This is a genomic window from Mesorhizobium sp. 10J20-29 (genome assembly GCF_054130485.1).
Map to the genome: position 1 here is coordinate 3,597,514 of NZ_CP199156.1, position 18,345 is coordinate 3,615,858.

Below are 18,345 nucleotides of genomic sequence, written 5' to 3' on the forward strand. Positions count from 1 at the left end.
ACATGCTCGACACCGACGCTTTCGACCTGCGCAGATACCTTTCAGGTAACCCCCAGTCCGTCGCCGTTTGGCTGGCGCTGGTCGGTTTGGTCATCTTCGGAGCCTTGCGCTATGACAACTTTGTTGGCGCTTACAACATCACCTCGTTCCTGAACTACAATGCGATGTTCATCGTCATCTCGGTGGGCATGTGCTTCGTCATCATGACCGGCGGGATCGACCTATCGGTCGGGTCGGTGGCTGCCTTCACATCGGTCATCGCCGCGTACCTGTCTCCAAATGGCATCGAGATCGCGCTGCCGCTGGCTGTCATGGCCGGGATCGGATTCGGCGCACTGAATGCCTTCTTCATCGTAGCGATGCGTATCCCTCCCTTTATAGCCACGCTGGCGACGATGCTCGGGGCCAAGGGCGGAGCTCTGGTGATCTCTGGCGCGCAGACGATTTCCGTCGATTGGGGCTCCAACTTCACGACTCTAGGAATGGAGAAGGCATTCGGGATCTTGCCATGGACAATCGTGATCGTGGCGCTCGTGGCTTTGGTCCTGTGGATAGTGCTTGAGATGACGACCCTCGGGCGCACCGTCCTAGCCATTGGCGGCGGCGAGGACGCCTCAAGGCTGATGGGTCTGAATGTCAACGGTGCGAAGGCATTCGTCTACATGCTTTCCGGGGGCTGCGCCGGGCTTGCAGGGGTGTTCCTCGCCTCCGGTTTCGGCGCGGGACAGCCGCTGGAAGGGATAGGCTGGGAGCTGTCGGCAATCGCTTCGGTGGTTGTCGGTGGCACGTTGCTTACCGGCGGACTGGGATCGATACCGGCGACCGTCGCGGGCGCGCTGCTACTTGGCCTTGTCTTCAACATCCTGAATTTCGAGAACGGCAAGGGGACCATCAGCTTCAGCGCGTACTGGCAGATGGTCATACGCGGCGGTTTCCTGTTGGCCGTCATCCTCTTTCAGGCTCGGGTAACGAGAAGCCGCGCCGTGGCTCGTGAACAATGACCAAAATACAGTCTACCGAAACGCGCCTGTTCCGAGTTCCTCTCGCCGAGGTGCTGGTGGACGCCATGCACGGAGATCATCATTTCTTCGAGCTGGTGACTGTCACGATCCGCCTAACCGATGGAGGTGAGGGGACGGGCTACACCTACACCGGCGGTCGCGGCGGGCACGCGATAACCGCCATGGTCGAGCATGATCTGAAGCCGTTCCTGGCCAACCGCGATGCCGAAAACGTGGAGGAACTGCACGACCTGATGCAGTGGCATATGCATTATGTCGCGCGGGGTGGTATCGCATCCTTTGCCATATCTGCAGTCGACATTGCCCTGTGGGACCTGCGCGGAAAGCGCCTCGGAAAGCCATTGTGGAAGATGGCGGGAGGCTCCTCTGACCGTTGCCGCGCCTATTGTGGCGGGATCGACCTCAACTTTCCCCTGCCAAAGCTGCTGGACAGCATTCGCGGTTACCTGGATCGAGGTGCCAACGCCATCAAGATCAAGATCGGACAACCGCGGCTGGATGACGATGTCGAGCGCGTTGCGGCGGTCCGTCAGCTCATCGGCCAGAATACCACGCTCATGGTCGATGCGAACTATTCGATGAGCGTCGATCAGGCGATCGCTGCAGCGAACGCGCTCCGTCCGTTCAACCTCACATGGTTCGAGGAACCCACGATACCAGATGACTACAAGGGCTATGCGCGCATTGCCGAGGCAACCGGGATGCCGCTTGCCATGGGTGAGAACCTCCATACCATCCACGAGTTCGAATATGCGTTCGACCAGTCGAAGCTATCTTACATCCAACCCGACGCATCCAATTGTGGCGGCATCACCGGCTGGTTGCGCGTCGCAGAACTGGCGCGCGGTCGCGACATGCCTGTCTGTAGCCACGGCATGCAGGAATTGCATGTCAGCCTGGTGTCGGCACAGTCCAACGCCGGCCTAATCGAGATCCATTCGTTTCCCATCGACGCATACACGACCCGTCCGTTGACGCTCGTCGATCATCTTGCCGTTGCGCCAGAAACACCGGGCATCGGCGTGACCTTCGACTGGGACAAGCTCGACGATGCGAATATTTCCACAAGCTGAGAGATCGACTATGAGCAGCAGGGCGGCCATCTATCGCGGCAACAAGACCTTCACGATCGAGCAACGCACGATTCCCGCGCCCGGTCCGGGAGAGGTACAGATCGAAGTTGCTTATTGCGGCATATGCGGCACGGATCTGCATATATATCTGGGACACATGGACAAGCGCGTTGGATTCGAACGCGCGGTCGGGCATGAAATGTCTGGGACGATCGCCGCCGTTGGATCAGATGTCGCCGAACTGAAGGCCGGCCAGCGCGTCGTGGTCCGTCCACTCGACCATTGCGGCATATGCCCGGCCTGCACGGCGGGTCATGACCACGTCTGCCACAGGCTGAAGTTCATCGGCATTGATACCGAAGGTGCTTTCCAGCAAAGGTGGAACGTTCCCGCCCACACAATTCACGTTCTGCCGGACGAACTCCCATTGCGCCACGCCGCGTTGATCGAGCCGCTGGCCGTGGCATGCCACGACGTCAAGCGCGGCCGCGTCACGATGGGCGACGATGTACTGGTGGTCGGAGGCGGGCCGATCGGGCTGCTGGTCGCGATGGTCTCACGCCATGCTGGTGGCAATGTTTCGATTTGCGAGATCAATCAGAACCGCCTCGACTATGCCGAGCGACTGGGCTTTGCCACAATGAACCCAAGTTCTGTCGACGTCGCGAAGGCAATGCATGAGGCGACCGGCGGCAAGGGGGCCGATGTTGTATTCGAGGTCTCGGGTAGCCAGTCCGGCGTCGATCTGATGACGGCTGCAGCAGGGACGCGGGGGCGTATCGTGATGGTTGCCATTCACGCCACAAAACCGCAGATCGATCTCTTCCAATTCTTCTGGCGTGAACTCGAGATGCTCGGGGCAAGAGTGTATCAACGCGAGGATTACGATCAGGCCATGCACCTCCTTGGTGAAGGCATTGTCGACTGCGAGAGCTTCATCACGGATGTATGGCCGCTCGAAGCCATCCAGTCGGCCTTCGAGGCGCTGACGCAGAACCCGAATGCCATGAAATCGATGATCCAGGTTTCCGAGGTCCCGGCATGAGTGTGTTGCAGAGCTTCGACCTTACTGGCCGCACCGCCCTGGTCACCGGAGCCAAGCGCGGCATTGGTCGCGGCATGGCGGCGGCTCTTGCCGAGGCCGGCGCCGACATCATCGGCGTCAGTGCCAGCCTTGAGGTGTCCGGCAGCGCCATCGAAAGGGACGTGCAGGGCGCCGGCAGAAGCTTTCGTGCCTATCGCTGCGACTTCGCCGACCGTGCGGCGGTCGTCTCTTTTGCGGCCCAGGTGCTGGCAGACAATCCGCGCATCGATATCTTGGTCAACAATGCTGGAACCATCAAACGGGCCCCCGCGGCCGAACACGGCGATGACATTTGGGATGAGGTCATAGAGGTCAACCTGACTTCGCAATTCGTCCTTACGCGCGAGATAGGGAGACAAATGGTCGCCCGTGGTTCGGGCAAGGTCATCTTCACGGCATCGCTGCTGACTTTCCAAGGTGGCATAACCGTTCCTGGATACGCGGCATCGAAGGGCGGTATCGGCCAGTTGACCAAAGCCTTTGCCAATGAATGGGCAGGCAAGGGTGTCAACGTCAATGCCATAGCGCCGGGTTACATCGATACCGACAACACCGAGGCACTCCGGGCAGATCCGGTGCGCTCCAAATCCATCTTGGAGCGAATTCCCGCCGGCCGCTGGGGGCGTCCGGGGGATTTTGGCGGACCGGTCGTGTTCCTGGCCTCCGCCGCATCCGACTACATGCATGGAACGGTCATGACGGTAGATGGCGGCTGGATGGGTCGCTAGCGCATCGAGCCTGTGGCCCAGCCTACGGTCACCGTTGGACGCAATCCTAAGCAGGCCAAATGCACATAGGCAAACTTTGCCTCGTGCTCTGCCCAAATTAGGTCGAATCCGTGCTGCAACGCTTGTTTTGCAAACCCCGTTTCCCAAGTCATGGGGAGAACATACGCAAGTTTCTTGAAAACATGTCTTGAGCCGCTTCCGGAAACGAGAGCCCGCATCGACGTCAGGGCAGTCGGCTACACAAGGGAATCCTTCCGGTGGAGTGCTTCGACTTGCGCGGCTGAGCACCGCTGCCTGAGCAGGCTCCAGCCGTGAGCGTACCTATCTAGGAGATCGAACCAAACCTGCTCTGTCACTCTACGCGGGAATCCCACCTGTTGGAGGCGGCTCGCAACCTGCTCAACTATCCGCATAAGGTCCTCATGCCGCCCCTGATCGAGGTAGCCCTCGGGAACTGGCGATCACGTTCACCAGCACGCAAAGCTATTTCGCAGATCGCCGCCAGCCGATCACGCGGTTCTTAAGCGGCTTCGTTGCAGGTTTGACCATATGCGATATGCCTGCAACGCAGCCAGTGGTCCAAAATGCACCATCGCAGGGCCCACTCCACCCCAATCGTGCAGTGCGGCCCAATGCACGAGCGTCAGGATCGCAGCACCGTAAACGAACCGCTGAAGGGTCTTCCATCGCCGACCGAGTGTCCGGACCCATCCATCTGTCGAGGTCACCGCCAGAGGCACGAAAATGAAGAACGCAAGCCACCCGGTCCAGATGTACAGCTGCGAGATCTCGGTTCCCGAGAATGCCACGGCTCCTTCATCGACCAGGTAGAGCCCGGTGTGGAGCGCCGCATAGCCGAACGCCGCGACCCCGAGATAGCGGCGACGCCTCATAAGCCAGCGGACGACGGTCGAGCCCCTGAAGAGCATCGAAAGAGGCGTGATCATCATTGCGATGATCATGAAACGAGCCGCGAACTCGCCTGTCGGATGCAAAAGCCCGTGCACGGTTTCGGCGCTGCCAGAAGCGAGTCCTGCGATCATCGGAATGGCTGGCAGGCCAAGGAGGACCCAGGATGTGTAAGGGTGATTGAGAACTGACTTCGCCGTGGGCATTCAGGGCTCCAACTCTAGTTTGAAACAGGGCTGCGTCGCAGCGCTTGCGGTGCATTCATGTCGCGTGCGACTGGAAATAGTCATCCCAGCCTTGGTGCGGTCGGCTGGTCACGGCCTCGAAGTCGCCTGGCGTGCTGTAGGCGCCAAGACGGATCCCATCGTAGATTCCGGCAATGATGCCGCCCATGAATGGACCGAGTTCGGCTGTCCGGTCCCTGGCATATTCGGCCGAGGACATTGCGCGATAGTTGAGCCGCGTCGAATAGGTACGATTCAGATATTCGACAAGCTGCGTCTGGGTGATCGGTTCGCCATTGAGGTTGACGGTCCCGCCGTCATGATCGGACCGGGTTAGCAGGCTTGCATATGCGGCGCCAAGTTCCGAGCGGGTCGTATAGCCGCATTTCCCGTCGCCCGCGCTGTTCGCAATTTCGCCGCGCGCACGGTAGCTCTCGATGTACTCAAGGTCGGGCTCGATATAGATGCCGTTTCGGCCGATGGCCCAGACCAGTCCGCTGGCGCGAATGTCGCCGCTCGGCATTTGCAGCAGTTTGCGGACGATCTCCCTGCCGAGTTGTCCCGACACGGCGGTGACTGCAATGGTCATCCTCTGACTCCTCTTTCGACGTCCGGTGCTACACGGGCTCGGGAAGTCGATGCCAGGTCAGCGTGATGTTCTCCCGGAAGGCGAACCGCACGAGGTGATCGCCAATCACCTTTTCCAGCTTTTCGAGGTTTTCAGCCTCACCCACAACATCAAGGGTCAGAACCTCGCTCTCAACCCGCAATGCGCAGGTGCCAGAAGGCAGCGTGACCTCTCCAGCCTCTGGCGTGAAGTCGACAGGAACCTTGTGCCCGAAGTGCTTGCAAAGCTGCTGCAGATATCCACTGGCGCGCGGCGTGGAAAGGTGGGCGGTACTTCTGGGCATTGGTATCTCCTGTCTACACCACCCACAGATAGACAGGGCAAGGCCTTTCGATTATCCACATATATGCGGAAGGATACTTCGAGGAATTAGAAAGATGATCGAGGATTACCGTGGCCTCGGGGTTTTCGTCGCCGTTGCCGACGCCGGCAGCCTGAGCGCCGCCGGGCGGCGGTTGAAGCTGTCCACCTCTGTCGTCAGCCATCATCTGTCCCGGCTAGAGGCAAAGCTCGGGGTAGCGCTCTTCTTCCGTTCCACCAGACACATGTCTCTAACCCCAGAAGGCCTTGCGGCACTCGCGCCGGCACGCCGCATGGTCGCGGCTGGCGAAGAGGCCCTTGGTGCCGTGGGGGCGGACGGCGACGTGCCGGTCGGCGCCTTGCGCATCACCATTCCCGCCTGGGGGGAGCGAATGGCATTCCGTCAGTCACTCTGGGAGTTCTCAAGGCGGCATCCGATGGTCGCCATTTCGCTCCACAGCAGCGACGCGCCCGTCGATCTGGTCAAGGAAGGTTTCGATCTCGCGATCCGGTTGGGAAGGCTGGCCGACAGCAGCCTGAAGAGTCGGCGAATTGGCGATTTTGGCCGCGTCCTTGTAGCTTCGCCCGACTATCTGGCTTCGCGACAGACTGTCCGGACGATTGAGGACCTTGCAGCCTGTGATTTCATCGCGATCTCAATCCTGCCCGATGCGATGACGCTTGAGTGCGAAGGTCGGTCCATCGTCTTCCTCCCGCAAAATGTGAGGCTAGAGGTAAACACAATCGCCTCGGCGAAATCCGCGCTTCTCGCCGGCCTCGGTGTGCAGCACATGCCACTCGGCGAGGTTTCGGAAGAGATCGCCTCCGGTACGCTGGTCCGCCTGCTGCCGCAATGGCGATTGCCTGATCTGGGAGTCTACGCCGTCTGGCCGGACGTTGGCCCCCAGAAGGCATTGACCCGGCGCGTGATCGACTTTTTCGTCGACAACAACGCGGGGCTCTTCCCCTGATTCAATATGCACCACAACGACGATCAATAGAACATCACGTCAGGTGGGCATCTTCGCTCTTGAACCATTTTCTTTGGAACTCAAGAGCGCCGCCCCTCGGAAACGGTGACGCACGATGCAATGGCCGACTCGAAGCGCAAAGCGGAATGGCCAGTTCGGGGCCGGTAGAGGAATGACCGATATTTGGTGCTGCGAGCCAGGAAGCGGACATTGACGACCGCCAGTACCCGCGGGAGTCTTGCCATGTTGCAGCTCATAAGGCCAAGGCCGCAGATGCATCCAAGGGTTTCAGGAAGCGAAGTGGCTGGGGAACCTGGATTCGAACCAGGACTAACGGAGTCAGAGTCCGTGGGTCTACCGTTAACCTATTCCCCAGCAGGCCGGTCGGTGCGAGCACTGCCGGCAAACCGTGTCAATTCCGGCTGCGTTGTAGCCATGAGTGGCAAATAGTCAAGCCCGCGGGGAGATACAATCTCGACTCCGAAGACTTTCGCGCGCTCCCTCTGACTGCCGCCGCCTCAGCGGCCGAGGAACTGGTCGCGTTCAAACAGCAGCACGACGAACAGCGCCAGGATCAGCGGCACGATCAGATAGAAGAGGCGGAAGACCAGCAGCGCGGCGAGCACGGCGCTCGGGTCCATTTCCGACATGCCGGTAAGGAAAACCACTTCCAGCACGCCGAGGCCGCCGGGCGCATGCGAGATCTGCGCCACCGAAAATGACACCAGGAAAATGCCGAGCACCGTCAGGTAGCCCGGATTGCCGGCGGCCGGCAGCGCGAAGTAGATCACGGCCCCGGCGGCCAGCAGTTCCATCGGGCCGATCAGCAACTGGCGACCGACGATCGGCAGGGTAGGGTAGTGCAACTGGAAGCCGCCTATCCTGAGCGGCTTCAGGCCGAGCATGCTGCCGGTCACGTAGGCCGCGACGAAGGCCAGCCCGCCAAACGCGGCGACCTGGGCGGTTTTCGGGCCGGCCATGTCGGCGAAGCGGTCGAGCAGGTCCGGCACACCGAGCAGCACCACGCTGATTACCAGGACCGTAGACAGGACGAAGGTGAACCAGCAGAACGCCACGAGCACGCCCACGTCCTGTGCCGTCAGCCCCTTGGTCGCATAGGCCCGGTAGCGGATGACCGCGCCGGAAAAGACCGAGCCGCCAAGATTGTGCGACAGCGCATAGGTCGTGAAGGAACAGAGCGCGACGAATGTCACCGGCACGCGCTTGCCGAGATGGGCGAGCGCCATCCGGTCATAATCGGCGAGCGCCAGATAGGCGATCAACGAACACAGCGCAGAGGCCGCCCAGGCGGTCGGCGGTATCGCGACGATGCCGTCACGCACATCGTCGAACGACGTCCCGCGCAATTCCCCGACCAGCAACCATACCGACACCGCGACAGCGGTCAGCCCCACCACGGGCCAGAAGATTTTCTTCAAAGTCATATTCAGAATGTCATCGGCCGCCGAAATGGTTGCTAGGAGGGTCTGTGGCGCGCTGCCCGTGCATCGGCAAGCATTGCCCCATCCAAGCCGGCTATTCAACCGCGGCGCGGTTTACGCGGGGTTTGCTGCTCTCCTCACTCTGCGCTTGGTGATCCTCCCGGGCGCTGCTATCCTGCCAGCAACTGAAGATCGAGTAGCGCAGGCTGCGTCCCCAGGGTTCGCGCCGCGCATGAAGGGCATCAACGTGGAAGACCGCGAGACCGGCGCCGGAGCGCCGGAAGCGGGTGGGTCAGGGAGTTTCCTGGCGCCGGAAATCGGCGCCGCAATTCCGGCGACCGGCAAGACGGCTGACGTTCCGTCTGCGCAGAAGCCGGACAGCGGGCTGCACCCGAAGCAGAAACCCAAGAGACGGCGCAAGCGTAAGCGCGGCCGCAAGGTGTTCGCGCGCGATGGCGTGCAGGCGGTTCCCGTCGGATCTCCGGCGCAGGGCAGTTTGCCGCCCGCAGCATCTCCCGACTTACCGCCGCAACCGGCAACGGCCGCGATCCTGCGCGAGCCGCGACTGCCGCAGCGCCAGGACCTGCCGGTATTTGCAGCGCTCGACCTCGGCACCAACAACTGCCGGCTGCTGGTTGCGGTGCCCGGACGCCCCGGCCAGTTCCGCGTCATCGACGCCTTCTCGCGCATCGTGCGGCTGGGCGAGGGGCTGTCGGCCAGCGGCCGCCTCTCGGAGGCGGCGATGGACAGGGCGATCGAGGCGCTCAAGGTCTGCAGCGACAAGCTCAACAATCGTACCGTCGAGAAGTTCAGGCTGATCGCGACTGAAGCATGCCGCTCGGCCGAGAACGGTGCCGAGTTCCTCGACCGTGTAAGGGTCGAGGCCGGGCTGACGCTGGAGATCATCGACCGCCAGACCGAGGCCCGTCTGGCCGTTTCCGGTTGCGGGTCGCTGGTCGAGCGCGACACGGACGGCGTCGTGCTGTTCGACATCGGCGGCGGCTCTTCCGAGATCGCGCTGATAGACGTGCGTGGCCACCGCTCGCCGCGGCTTGCCAGCCACATCGTCGCCTGGACCTCGCTGCCGGTTGGCGTTGTTTCGCTGGCCGAGCGCTTCGGCGGCCGCGACGTGACGCCCGAGATCTTCGGCGCCATGGTCGACAGCGTGAAGCAGATGCTGGCCAGTTTCGACGGCCGCGACCGGCTAGACCATCTCGTGCGGGACGGCAAGTTCCATTTGCTCGGCACCTCGGGCACGGTGACGACGCTGGCCGGCGTGCATCTCGGGCTCGAGCGCTACGACCGCCGCCGTGTCGACGGGCTGTGGATGGACCGCGACAGCGTCGACCGCATGGTCGAGAAGCTGCTCGGCTGGGATTTCGAGGCGAGGGTCGGCAATGCCTGTATCGGCGCCGACAGGGCCGACCTTGTGCTTGCCGGCTGCGCCATTCTCGAGGCCATCCGCGATACCTGGCCGGCCGACCGCGTGCGCGTCGCCGACCGGGGCCTGCGCGAGGGCATCCTCTCCGAACTGATGGGCGACGCCGGGGTATGGCGGCGCAACTGGCGAAACAGGCAGCGTCCATGACCACCAAGAAACCAGTCAAGCCGGGCGCGACCCGCGTCCTCAGAACCCGCATCAAGAAGAAGCGCGGACTGAAGGAATCCTCGCGGCGCTGGCTCGAGCGCCACATGAACGATCCCTATGTGCAGCGCTCCAAGGCCGACGGCTACCGCTCGCGTGCCGCCTACAAGCTGATCGAGATCGACGACCGCTACAAGATCCTCAAGCCCGGCATGAAGGTCATCGATCTCGGTGCCGCGCCGGGAGGCTGGTGCCAGGTCGCCGCCGCCCGCACCAAGTCGCCGCCCGAGAAGCCGCACGTGGTTGGCATCGACTATCTCGGCATGGATCATGTTCCCGGCAGCGAGGTGCTGGAGATGGATTTCCTGGACGACGCGGCGCCCGCACGGCTTGTCGAGGTGTTGGGCGGTAACCCGGACATCGTCCTGTCGGACATGGCCGCGCCGACCACGGGCCATCGGCGCACCGACCATATTCGCACCGAACATCTTTGTGAGGTCGCCGCCGATTTCGCCATTTCCGTGCTCAAGCCGGGCGGCCATTTCCTGTCCAAGACCTTCCAGGGCGGAACCGAGCACGCGCTGCTCGACCTTCTGAAACGCAATTTCCGTTCCGTGCATCACGTCAAGCCGCCGGCATCGCGCGGCGAATCGGTGGAACTCTATCTGCTCGCCAAGGACTTCAAAGGTCGGGCAGAAGGCCAGGACAGCTGAACTTCAGGCCGCCGGCGGCTCCTCGCCGACCGGTCTCCGCAGCCGGTGTCCGGAAACCGAACTGCCTGCATCCTTGGGCAGCCGCGCGAACGGGATAAGGGAAAGAGCGGTGATCAGCCCGACGGTGAGGAACGCGACCGTGAAGGAGCCTGGGCCGATCGGCTCACCTGTCAGGTAGCTCGTACCCTCGAGCAGGCCGCCGCCGACCGCCACGCCGACGGCAATGCTGATCTGCTGCGATGCCGCCGAGATCGCCGTGGCCTGGCTGGCCTCGCCGGCGTCGATGTCGGCGAAGACGAGCGCACCCGCCGAGGTGAAGAAGAGCGAGCGCAGGAAGCCTGATCCGATCAGCACGGCGATGATGACGGCGTGCGAGGTCGAGGGCGTGAACAGCGCGCTTGCGGCGATGAAGCCGCCACCGAGGAACGCCGTCGCGGCCAGGACCGTGCGAAAACCGCCGGCGCGCAACGTAAAGGATGCCATGAACTTCATGGCGATCGCGCCAAAGGCAGACGCGAATGTCAGCATGCCGGACTGGAACGGCGTCATGCCGAAGCCGAGCTGGAAGAGCAGCGGCAGGAGAAAGGGCGTTGCGCCGCTGCCGACGCGAAACAGCGCGCCGCCGCCGACGGCCGCGCGAAAGGCCGGATTGCGGAACAGGCGCAGGTCGAGGATGGGATCTGGCGTCACGCGGGCATGGCGGAAATAGAGCGCGCCGGCACCCAGCCCGACCAGCAGCACGATGACCCCGACAATCGGCGGCAGCGCAGGCAGGCTGATCACCGAGAGGCCGAACACCACGCCGGATGCGGCGATCCCGGACAGCAGAAAGCCGGGCATGTCGAGCCGTCTTACGTGTGCCGGTTCGATGTCCGGCAGGTAGCGCCTGGCCAGCCAGATGCCCGCAAGTCCGATCGGCACGTTGATCAGGAAGATCCAGTGCCAGGTGATGAAGGTGGTGATGAAGCCGCCCACCGGTGGGCCGACGAGAGGGCCGATCAGCCCGGGAATGGTCAGCCAGGCCATGGCCGACACGAGGTCGCTCTTTTCGGTCGCTCGCACCAGCACCAGCCGCGCCACCGGCGTCATCATGGCGCCACCCATCCCCTGCAGGAAGCGCGCCAGCACGAATTCGAGCAGCGACCCGGAGGAGGCGCAAGCGACGGAGCCGATGACGAAGACGCCGATCGCCGCGCGAAATACCAGCTTTGCGCCCAACCTTTCCGCCACCCAGGCGCTGACCGGGATGAAGATCGCCAGGGCGACGAGATAGGCCGTCAGCGCCAGCTTGAGCGCGATGGGAGAGGTCCCGATGTCGACCGCGATCGCCGGCAGCGAGGTGGCGATCACCGTCGAGTCCATGTTCTCCATGAACAGGGCGACCGCAAGAATGAGCGGGACGGTTCTTCTCACGTGTTTTCCCGGACGAACTGCGATTTGCGGGCAGCCGGTCGTGCCGGCGCCGCCCGGCGGGTAGCACGGCCTGCCGGATCTGTCCCCGGCCTTTTCGCGAAATCGCACAAACCCGTTTCAGGAAGGGTTGGCTTGCCGCGTCCGAACCGGGCTTTTCAACCTGCATGTCTCGTGGTACCAGCCCGTGCCAATCCTGAAAGGGAAGATTCGAGTCGGCGCGGTCCTCTGGGCTGGCGCCCGTTTCGCATTACAAGGATCGGCAATGGCAAAAATCATCGATACGGCTACCGGCGCATTGGCGCTGACCTTTGACGACGTACTGCTGCAGCCGGGCCATTCAGAGGTCATGCCGGGCGAGACGGATGTAAGGACGCGCATCGCCGGCGACATCGAGCTCAACATTCCGATCCTGTCGGCCGCCATGGACACGGTGACCGAGTCCCGGCTGGCCATTGCCATGGCGCAGGCCGGCGGCATCGGCGTCATCCACCGGAACTTTACGCCCATCGAACAGGCCGAGCAGGTTCGCCAGGTCAAGAAGTTCGAGTCCGGCATGGTCGTCAATCCGGTGACGATCGGCCCCGACGGAACGCTGGCCGATGCCCGTGCGCTGATGGACACCTACCGCATTTCCGGCATCCCGGTGGTCGAGAACGGCGGAAGCGGTGGCCAGATCACCGGTCGCCTCGTCGGCATCCTGACCAACCGTGACGTCCGCTTCGCTTCCGACCCCTCGCAGAAGGTGTCGGAACTGATGACACACGACAACCTCGTCACGGTCAGCGAGAGCGTCGATCCTGACGAAGCCAAGCGCCTGCTGCACCAGCGCCGCATCGAGAAGCTGCTGGTGGTGGACGCCGACTACAATTGCGTCGGCCTCATCACCGTCAAGGACATCGAGAAGTCGCAGCTCAACCCGCACGCCTCCAAGGACGTGCAGGGACGGCTCCGCGTTGCGGCCGCCACCAGCGTCGGCAATGACGGTTTCGAGCGCGCCGAGCGGCTGATCGACGCCGGCGTGGACCTGCTCGTCATCGACACGGCGCACGGCCACTCGCAGCGCGTTCTCGATGCCGTGGCGCGTGCCAAGAAGCTTTCCAATTCCGTGCGCATCATGGCCGGCAACGTGGCGACCGCCGACGGCACGCAGGCGCTGATCGACGCCGGCGCCGACGCCGTCAAGGTCGGCATCGGTCCCGGCTCCATCTGCACCACCCGCATCGTCGCCGGCGTCGGCGTGCCGCAGCTCTCGGCCATCATGTCGGCCGTCGAGACAGCCCACCGCGCCGACGTCTCGGTCATCGCCGACGGCGGAATCAAATACTCAGGTGATCTGGCTAAGGCATTGGCCGCAGGCGCTAATGCGGCGATGATCGGCTCGCTGCTCGCAGGCACGGACGAGAGCCCGGGCGAGGTCTATCTGCACCAGGGCCGCTCGTTCAAGGCATACCGCGGCATGGGTTCCGTGGGCGCCATGGCGCGCGGTTCGGCCGACCGCTACTTCCAGGCCGAAGTGCGCGACACGCTGAAGCTGGTGCCCGAGGGCATCGAGGGTCAGGTGCCTTACAAGGGGCCGGTCGCCGGCGTGCTGCATCAGCTCGCGGGCGGTCTCAAGGCCGCCATGGGCTATGTCGGTGCCCGCGATCTCGAGCAGTTTCGCGACCGTGCAACCTTCGTGCGCATCTCCAATGCCGGCCTGCGCGAAAGCCATCCGCACGATGTGACGATCACCCGCGAAAGCCCCAACTACTCCGGCGGCATGTAAGCGGTAGCACAACCGTGACAGGCACCGGTTTTCCGGTGCCATGACAAACTTTGATTTTGCAGGTACCCTTGCGTCAACTAGTGGCGGATGGGGGACTCGTAGTCGAATGTTTCTGTTGCGCGGAGGACCACCGCAAGGAACCATCCTAATTGCCGCCCTGGTTCTGCTGGCCGCCTGCAACGACAAGAATGCCTATGTCGCGCCGCCGCCGCCCAAGACGCAGGTGGCGGTACCCCTGAAGCAGACCGTCACCCCCTATCTGACGGCGACGGGCAGCGCCGACGCCGTCAACTCGACCAGCCTGGTAGCCCGCGTCGCAGGCTTCATCCGCGAGATCGACTATCAGGACGGCGATCAGGTCGCCGCCGGCAAGCGCCTGTTTCTGATCGAACCCGATCCCTACAAGCTTGCACTCGACCAGGCACAGGCCGAGAAGGGTTCTGCCGACGCTTCCGCAAGGCAGACCGACGCCGAACTCAAGCGGCAGCAGGAATTGCTCGCCCAGAAGGTGGTCTCTCAATCGACCGTCGACCAGGCCGCCGCCGCCGCCGCCGTCAATGTCGCCTTGCAGAAGCAGAGCGAAGTCGCCGTCAAGCAGGCCGAGCTCAACCTGAGCTACACCGAGGTCAAGGCGCCGTTCGCCGGCATCGTCTCGGCTCGCCAGGTGTCGATCGGCCAACTGGTCGGGCAGGGCAGTCCGACCACGCTCGCCACCATCGTTCAGCTCGACCCGATTTACGTCAATTTCAACATCAGCGAGCGTGAGGTCCTGCGTATCCGGGCCGAGATGGCATCGCGCGGCATCACGGCGGACGACCTGAAGAAGGTCCCAGTCGAGGTCGGCCTGCAGAACGAGGACGGCTATCCTCACGCCGGCACGCTCGACTATATAGCGCCGGGCCTCACGGCGTCGACGGGCACCCTTGCCGTTCGCGCCGTGCTGCCCAACGAAAAGCGCGGGCTTCTGCCCGGCAACTTCGTGCGGGTGCGCGTGCCGCTTGCCAAGGAACCCGACCGGCTGCTCGTGCCGGATCGGGCGATCGGCACAGACCAGCGGGGCCGCTATCTCCTCGTTGCCGGCAAGGACGATGTGGTCGAGCAGCGCCCCGTCGAGATCGGACAGCTCGTCGGCGAGTTGCGCGTCATCGAAAAGGGCATCGCGCCCGATGACCGCGTGCTCATCTCGGGCCTGCAGTCCGTCGTCGCCGGCGGCAAGATCGATCCGGAGGTCAAGGATCTCGCGGCGGCGGCGAAATGATCTCCAAGTTCTTCATCGAGCGGCCGGTTCTGGCCAATGTGATCGCCATCCTGATGGTGGTCATCGGCATCGCCTCGCTGCTGTCGCTGCCGGTGTCGCAATACCCCGACGTCGTGCCGCCCACCGTGTCGGTGACGACCCGCTACCCGGGCGCCAGCGCGACGGCTGTCATCGATACCGTCGCGCTGCCCATCGAGCAGCAGGTAAACGGTGTCGAGGGGATGCTTTACATGCAGTCCTTCGCCGCCTCCGACGGCAGCTACAATCTGACGGTTACCTTCGCCATCGGCACGAATCTCGACCAGGCGCAGGTGCGCGTGCAGAACCGCGTCTCGTCCGCGCTGGCATCCTTGCCGCAGTCGGTTCAGGTGCAGGGTGTCAATGTCCAGAAGAAGTCCGCCTCGATCCTCGAGATCGTGACGCTCACCTCGCCGAACGGCGAGTATGACAGCCTCTACCTCGCCAACTACGCGACGATCAGCCTGAAGGACGAACTGTCCCGCATCCCGGGCGTCGGCGACGTCAACGTCTTCGGCGCCGGGCAATACTCCATGCGCGTCTGGCTGGATCCGGAAAAGATGCGGGCGCGCAGCCTGACTACCCAGGATGTCGTCCAGGCGCTCCAGCAGCAGAGCGAACAGGTCACGGCGGGCCAGATCGGCGCTCCGCCGGCACCCGACGGCCTCGCCTTCCAGTACACGGTCGAGGTCGCGAGCCGCCTCAACGACCCGGACCAGTTTGGCGCTGTCATCGTCAAGACCGGCGAAAGCGGCGACATGACGCGCGTGCGCGACATCGGTCGCGTGGAACTCGGCGCCCAGGGATACGGGCAGTCGTTCAGCCTCGACGGCAAGCAGGCGGCAGGACTCGCCATCTTCCTGTCGCCCGGCGCCAACGCGCTCGACGTCGCCGGCAAGGTCGAGGTCCGCATGAAGGAACTGGCGGCCGATTTTCCGCAGGACTTTGCCTATTCGATCCCCTTCGACACCACTGTCTTCGTCAGCCAGGCCATCGACGAGGTCTACAAGACGCTGCTCGAGGCGGCCCTGCTGGTCCTGGTCGTCATCCTCGTCTTTCTGCAGGACTGGCGCGCCATGCTCGTGCCTGCCACCACGGTTCCGGTCACCATCATCGGCGCCTTTGCCGCCATGGCCGCGCTCGGCTTCACGGTCAACCTGTCGACGCTTTTCGCCATCGTGCTCGCCATCGGCATTGTCGTTGACGATGCCATTGTCGTCGTCGAGAGCGCCTCCCACAACATGGAGCGTGGGCTTTCCGGCCACGACGCCGCCATTGCTGCGATGGACTCGCTGTTCGGGCCGATCGTCGGCATCACCCTGGTGTTGATGGCGGTGTTCCTGCCGGCAGCGTTCCTGCCCGGCCTGACGGGCCAGATGTATGCGCAGTTCGCGCTCGTCATCGCGGCGACAGCCCTGATCAGTGCCGTCAACGCAGCGACGCTGAAGCCCACCCAGTGCGCGAGCTGGCTGCGGCGGCCCGTGCCCCCGGAGAAGCGGAACGCATTTTTCCGCGGTTTCAATTCGGTCTATCAACGGCTCGAAAACGGCTATGCCCGGCTGATCGGTTCGATGGTGCATCGAAGCGGCGTCATGGCGCTGATTGCGCTGCTCATCGTCGGCGGTGCCGGCTATGGCATGTCGCGCCTCGCGACGGGCTTCATCCCGATCGAGGACCAGGGCTATCTGCTCGCCTCGGTCGAACTTCCCGATGGCGCTGCCCTGGGTCGCACGGAAGCGACGATGCAGCAGATCTCGAAAATTGCAAAGGAGACGCCGGGCGTCGACCAGGTCGTGACGATTTCCGGCCTCTCGGCGCTCGACAACAATTCGCCCCTGGCCAACGCAGGTGTCGCCTACATCATCCTCAAGGACTGGAGCCTGCGCGGCAAGGGAGAGGATCTTGCGTCGCTCTACGCGACGCTGAACGAGAGCCTCTCCAACATGGAAGATGGCCAGGTGCTGGTCCTGCCGCCACCGCCAATCCAGGGTATCGGCAACGCAGCCGGTTTCACCCTGCAGGTCGAGGTTCGGGACGGCAGCTTCGACCTCGGCAAGCTGCAGAGCTCCGTCCAGGCCGTCGTCAGGGCTGCCGAGACGCAATCGAGCATCGAACGGATCTGGGCACCGTTCCGCGCCACCGTCCCGCAATATTCCGGCCAGATAGACCGCGACAAGCTGCAGTCGCTCGGGCTCAACACCGACCAGGTATTTCAGACCATCGCCGGCTATCTTGGCTCCACCTATGTCAGCCAGTTCAACAAGTTCGGCCGTGTCTTTCAGGTCTATGTGCAGGGCGATTCCCAGTTCCGGGTCACGCCCGAGGACATCGCCCGGCTCAATGTGCGCAACAAGAACGGCGACATGATCCCCATCGGCACAGTGCTCGAGATCGAGCCAAGCGTCGGGCCTTCGCTGATCAGCCTCTACAATCTCTATCCCTCCGCCTCCGTCATCGGCGTGCAGGCGCAGGGCTTCTCCACGGGTGATGCGATGAACCTGCTCGAGCAGGTCGCGCACGATCAGCTGCCGCCCGGCACGGGCTTCGAGTGGACCGCACTATCCTACCAGGAAAAGCTCGTCGGCAATCAGATCTATATCGTCTTCGGCATGGCGCTGCTTCTCGTCTACCTGGTTCTTGCCGGTCAGTACGGCAGTTGGCTGGCGCCGGTATCGATCCTTCTGGCGGCTCCCATGTCGCTCGTCGGACCGGTGCTGGTTCTGTCCGCGCTCGAGGTGGCCAACAATCTCTACGTTCAGATCGGCCTGATCCTGCTGATCGCCCTGTCGGCGAAGAACGCGATCCTGATTGTCGAGGTTGCCCGCGAATTGCGCGCGACCGGCAAGCCCATTCTCGATTCTGCGGTCGAGGCGGCGCGCGCAAGGTTCCGGCCGATCCTTATGACATCCTTCGCCTTCATCCTTGGCGTGGCCCCGCTTGTCCTGGCCACCGGTGCCGGCGCCAGCGCGCGCAAGTCCATCGGCATCACAGTCTTCACCGGCATGATCGCCTCGACGCTACTCGCCGTCGTTTTCGTGCCGTCGTTCTACGTCGTCGTGCAGCGCTTCGAGGAGTGGCTGACGTCGCGCAAGAAGACGGTCCCTGCCTGAAACCCGGGGCTACTGCGGGTCCGTGTGTGTGGCGGCGCGGCTTTCACAAAGCGGCCGGTTTCCCGCCAGAAAAATTCCCCAAAACGACCCGGAATGTGGCCG

General features: G+C 63.2%; 15 protein-coding genes and 1 tRNA gene. 10 read left to right on the forward strand and 6 right to left on the reverse strand.

Annotated elements, in window-relative coordinates:
• The first annotated feature begins 2 nt into the window (after positions 1–2).
• The 4 genes from ACT2BZ_RS17120 to ACT2BZ_RS17135 are packed head-to-tail and all read left to right on the forward strand — an operon-like array spanning position 3 to position 3,907.
• Positions 3–1,001 (forward strand): ABC transporter permease, encoded by a 999-nt coding sequence (locus tag ACT2BZ_RS17120; RefSeq protein WP_457936324.1) that lies wholly within the window; start codon positions 3–5, stop codon positions 999–1,001.
• A complete protein-coding gene (locus ACT2BZ_RS17125) occupies positions 998–2,095 on the forward strand; it encodes a mandelate racemase/muconate lactonizing enzyme family protein (protein WP_457936325.1) in 1,098 nt (365 codons plus the stop codon). Before ACT2BZ_RS17120 ends, ACT2BZ_RS17125 begins: the two co-directional genes overlap by 4 nt.
• A gap of 10 nt (positions 2,096–2,105) precedes the next feature.
• On the forward strand, positions 2,106–3,140 hold the full coding sequence (locus ACT2BZ_RS17130) for a zinc-dependent alcohol dehydrogenase (protein ID WP_457936326.1): 1,035 nt from the start codon (positions 2,106–2,108) through the stop codon (positions 3,138–3,140).
• The gene (locus ACT2BZ_RS17135) at positions 3,137–3,907 is read left to right on the forward strand and encodes an SDR family NAD(P)-dependent oxidoreductase (RefSeq protein ID WP_457936327.1); all 771 of its coding nucleotides are present in this window, start codon (positions 3,137–3,139) and stop codon (positions 3,905–3,907) included. Before ACT2BZ_RS17130 ends, ACT2BZ_RS17135 begins: the two co-directional genes overlap by 4 nt.
• Before the next feature lie 509 nt (positions 3,908–4,416).
• Here ACT2BZ_RS17135 and ACT2BZ_RS17140 read toward each other — a convergent pair.
• From ACT2BZ_RS17140 to ACT2BZ_RS17150, 3 genes are read right to left on the reverse strand one after another with little or no spacing between them, the layout of a single operon-like run.
• On the reverse strand, positions 4,417–5,022 hold the full coding sequence (locus ACT2BZ_RS17140) for a sulfite oxidase heme-binding subunit YedZ (protein WP_457936328.1): 606 nt from the start codon (positions 5,020–5,022) through the stop codon (positions 4,417–4,419).
• A gap of 55 nt (positions 5,023–5,077) precedes the next feature.
• Positions 5,078–5,629, reverse strand: coding sequence for a hypothetical protein (locus tag ACT2BZ_RS17145; protein ID WP_457936329.1), 552 nt, complete (start codon positions 5,627–5,629; stop codon positions 5,078–5,080).
• 28 nt (positions 5,630–5,657) lie between these two features.
• The gene (locus tag ACT2BZ_RS17150; RefSeq protein ID WP_457936330.1) at positions 5,658–5,951 is read right to left on the reverse strand and encodes a DUF2218 domain-containing protein; all 294 of its coding nucleotides are present in this window, start codon (positions 5,949–5,951) and stop codon (positions 5,658–5,660) included.
• Between the two features lie 94 nt (positions 5,952–6,045).
• Here ACT2BZ_RS17150 and ACT2BZ_RS17155 point away from each other — a divergent pair, with 94 nt between their 5' ends.
• Positions 6,046–6,939: a LysR family transcriptional regulator gene (locus ACT2BZ_RS17155; protein ID WP_457936331.1), complete on the forward strand. Its 894-nt coding sequence runs from the start codon at positions 6,046–6,048 to the stop codon at positions 6,937–6,939.
• A gap of 301 nt (positions 6,940–7,240) precedes the next feature.
• On the opposite strand, the gene ACT2BZ_RS17160 is transcribed toward ACT2BZ_RS17155, so the two are convergent.
• Together ACT2BZ_RS17160 and ACT2BZ_RS17165 are read right to left on the reverse strand one after the other, a co-directional pair.
• Positions 7,241–7,314 (reverse strand) — tRNA-Gln (locus ACT2BZ_RS17160).
• Positions 7,315–7,457: 143 nt separating this feature from the next.
• Complete coding sequence (locus tag ACT2BZ_RS17165; protein WP_457936332.1) at positions 7,458–8,384, reverse strand: lysylphosphatidylglycerol synthase domain-containing protein; 927 nt, start codon at positions 8,382–8,384, stop codon at positions 7,458–7,460.
• Between the two features lie 229 nt (positions 8,385–8,613).
• Here ACT2BZ_RS17165 and ACT2BZ_RS17170 point away from each other — a divergent pair, with 229 nt between their 5' ends.
• Positions 8,614–9,969, forward strand: coding sequence for a Ppx/GppA phosphatase family protein (locus ACT2BZ_RS17170; protein ID WP_457936333.1), 1,356 nt, complete (start codon positions 8,614–8,616; stop codon positions 9,967–9,969).
• The gene (locus ACT2BZ_RS17175; protein WP_457936334.1) at positions 9,966–10,679 is read left to right on the forward strand and encodes an RlmE family RNA methyltransferase; all 714 of its coding nucleotides are present in this window, start codon (positions 9,966–9,968) and stop codon (positions 10,677–10,679) included. Before ACT2BZ_RS17170 ends, ACT2BZ_RS17175 begins: the two co-directional genes overlap by 4 nt.
• 3 nt (positions 10,680–10,682) lie before the next feature.
• Here the strand turns inward: ACT2BZ_RS17175 and ACT2BZ_RS17180 are convergent, their stop codons facing one another.
• Complete coding sequence (locus tag ACT2BZ_RS17180; protein WP_457936335.1) at positions 10,683–12,092, reverse strand: MFS transporter; 1,410 nt, start codon at positions 12,090–12,092, stop codon at positions 10,683–10,685.
• 262 nt (positions 12,093–12,354) lie between these two features.
• Between ACT2BZ_RS17180 and guaB the strand changes: the two genes are divergently transcribed.
• The 3 genes from guaB to ACT2BZ_RS17195 all read left to right on the forward strand — a co-directional run bounded on the left by guaB (position 12,355) and on the right by ACT2BZ_RS17195 (position 18,243).
• A complete protein-coding gene (gene guaB, locus ACT2BZ_RS17185) occupies positions 12,355–13,857 on the forward strand; it encodes an IMP dehydrogenase (protein ID WP_457936336.1) in 1,503 nt (500 codons plus the stop codon).
• A gap of 106 nt (positions 13,858–13,963) precedes the next feature.
• A complete protein-coding gene (locus ACT2BZ_RS17190; protein WP_457936337.1) occupies positions 13,964–15,115 on the forward strand; it encodes an efflux RND transporter periplasmic adaptor subunit in 1,152 nt (383 codons plus the stop codon).
• The gene (locus ACT2BZ_RS17195) at positions 15,112–18,243 is read left to right on the forward strand and encodes an efflux RND transporter permease subunit (RefSeq protein WP_457936338.1); all 3,132 of its coding nucleotides are present in this window, start codon (positions 15,112–15,114) and stop codon (positions 18,241–18,243) included. The genes ACT2BZ_RS17190 and ACT2BZ_RS17195 overlap by 4 nt, the downstream gene beginning before the upstream one ends.
• Positions 18,244–18,345: the final 102 nt, after the last annotated feature.

Bases quoted from the DNA above. Each gene is read 5' to 3' on its own strand.
- ACT2BZ_RS17120 (WP_457936324.1), top strand. From the start codon at position 3: ATGCTCGACACCGACGCTTTCGACCTGCGCAGATACCTTTCAGGTAAC.
- ACT2BZ_RS17125 (WP_457936325.1), top strand. From the start codon at position 998: ATGACCAAAATACAGTCTACCGAAACGCGCCTGTTCCGAGTTCCTCTC.
- ACT2BZ_RS17130 (WP_457936326.1), top strand. From the start codon at position 2,106: ATGAGCAGCAGGGCGGCCATCTATCGCGGCAACAAGACCTTCACGATC.
- ACT2BZ_RS17135 (WP_457936327.1), top strand. From the start codon at position 3,137: ATGAGTGTGTTGCAGAGCTTCGACCTTACTGGCCGCACCGCCCTGGTC.
- ACT2BZ_RS17140 (WP_457936328.1), bottom strand. From the start codon at position 5,022: ATGCCCACGGCGAAGTCAGTTCTCAATCACCCTTACACATCCTGGGTC.
- ACT2BZ_RS17145 (WP_457936329.1), bottom strand. From the start codon at position 5,629: ATGACCATTGCAGTCACCGCCGTGTCGGGACAACTCGGCAGGGAGATC.
- ACT2BZ_RS17150 (WP_457936330.1), bottom strand. From the start codon at position 5,951: ATGCCCAGAAGTACCGCCCACCTTTCCACGCCGCGCGCCAGTGGATAT.
- ACT2BZ_RS17155 (WP_457936331.1), top strand. From the start codon at position 6,046: ATGATCGAGGATTACCGTGGCCTCGGGGTTTTCGTCGCCGTTGCCGAC.
- ACT2BZ_RS17165 (WP_457936332.1), bottom strand. From the start codon at position 8,384: ATGACTTTGAAGAAAATCTTCTGGCCCGTGGTGGGGCTGACCGCTGTC.
- ACT2BZ_RS17170 (WP_457936333.1), top strand. From the start codon at position 8,614: ATGAAGGGCATCAACGTGGAAGACCGCGAGACCGGCGCCGGAGCGCCG.
- ACT2BZ_RS17175 (WP_457936334.1), top strand. From the start codon at position 9,966: ATGACCACCAAGAAACCAGTCAAGCCGGGCGCGACCCGCGTCCTCAGA.
- guaB (WP_457936336.1), top strand. From the start codon at position 12,355: ATGGCAAAAATCATCGATACGGCTACCGGCGCATTGGCGCTGACCTTT.
- ACT2BZ_RS17190 (WP_457936337.1), top strand. From the start codon at position 13,964: ATGTTTCTGTTGCGCGGAGGACCACCGCAAGGAACCATCCTAATTGCC.
- ACT2BZ_RS17195 (WP_457936338.1), top strand. From the start codon at position 15,112: ATGATCTCCAAGTTCTTCATCGAGCGGCCGGTTCTGGCCAATGTGATC.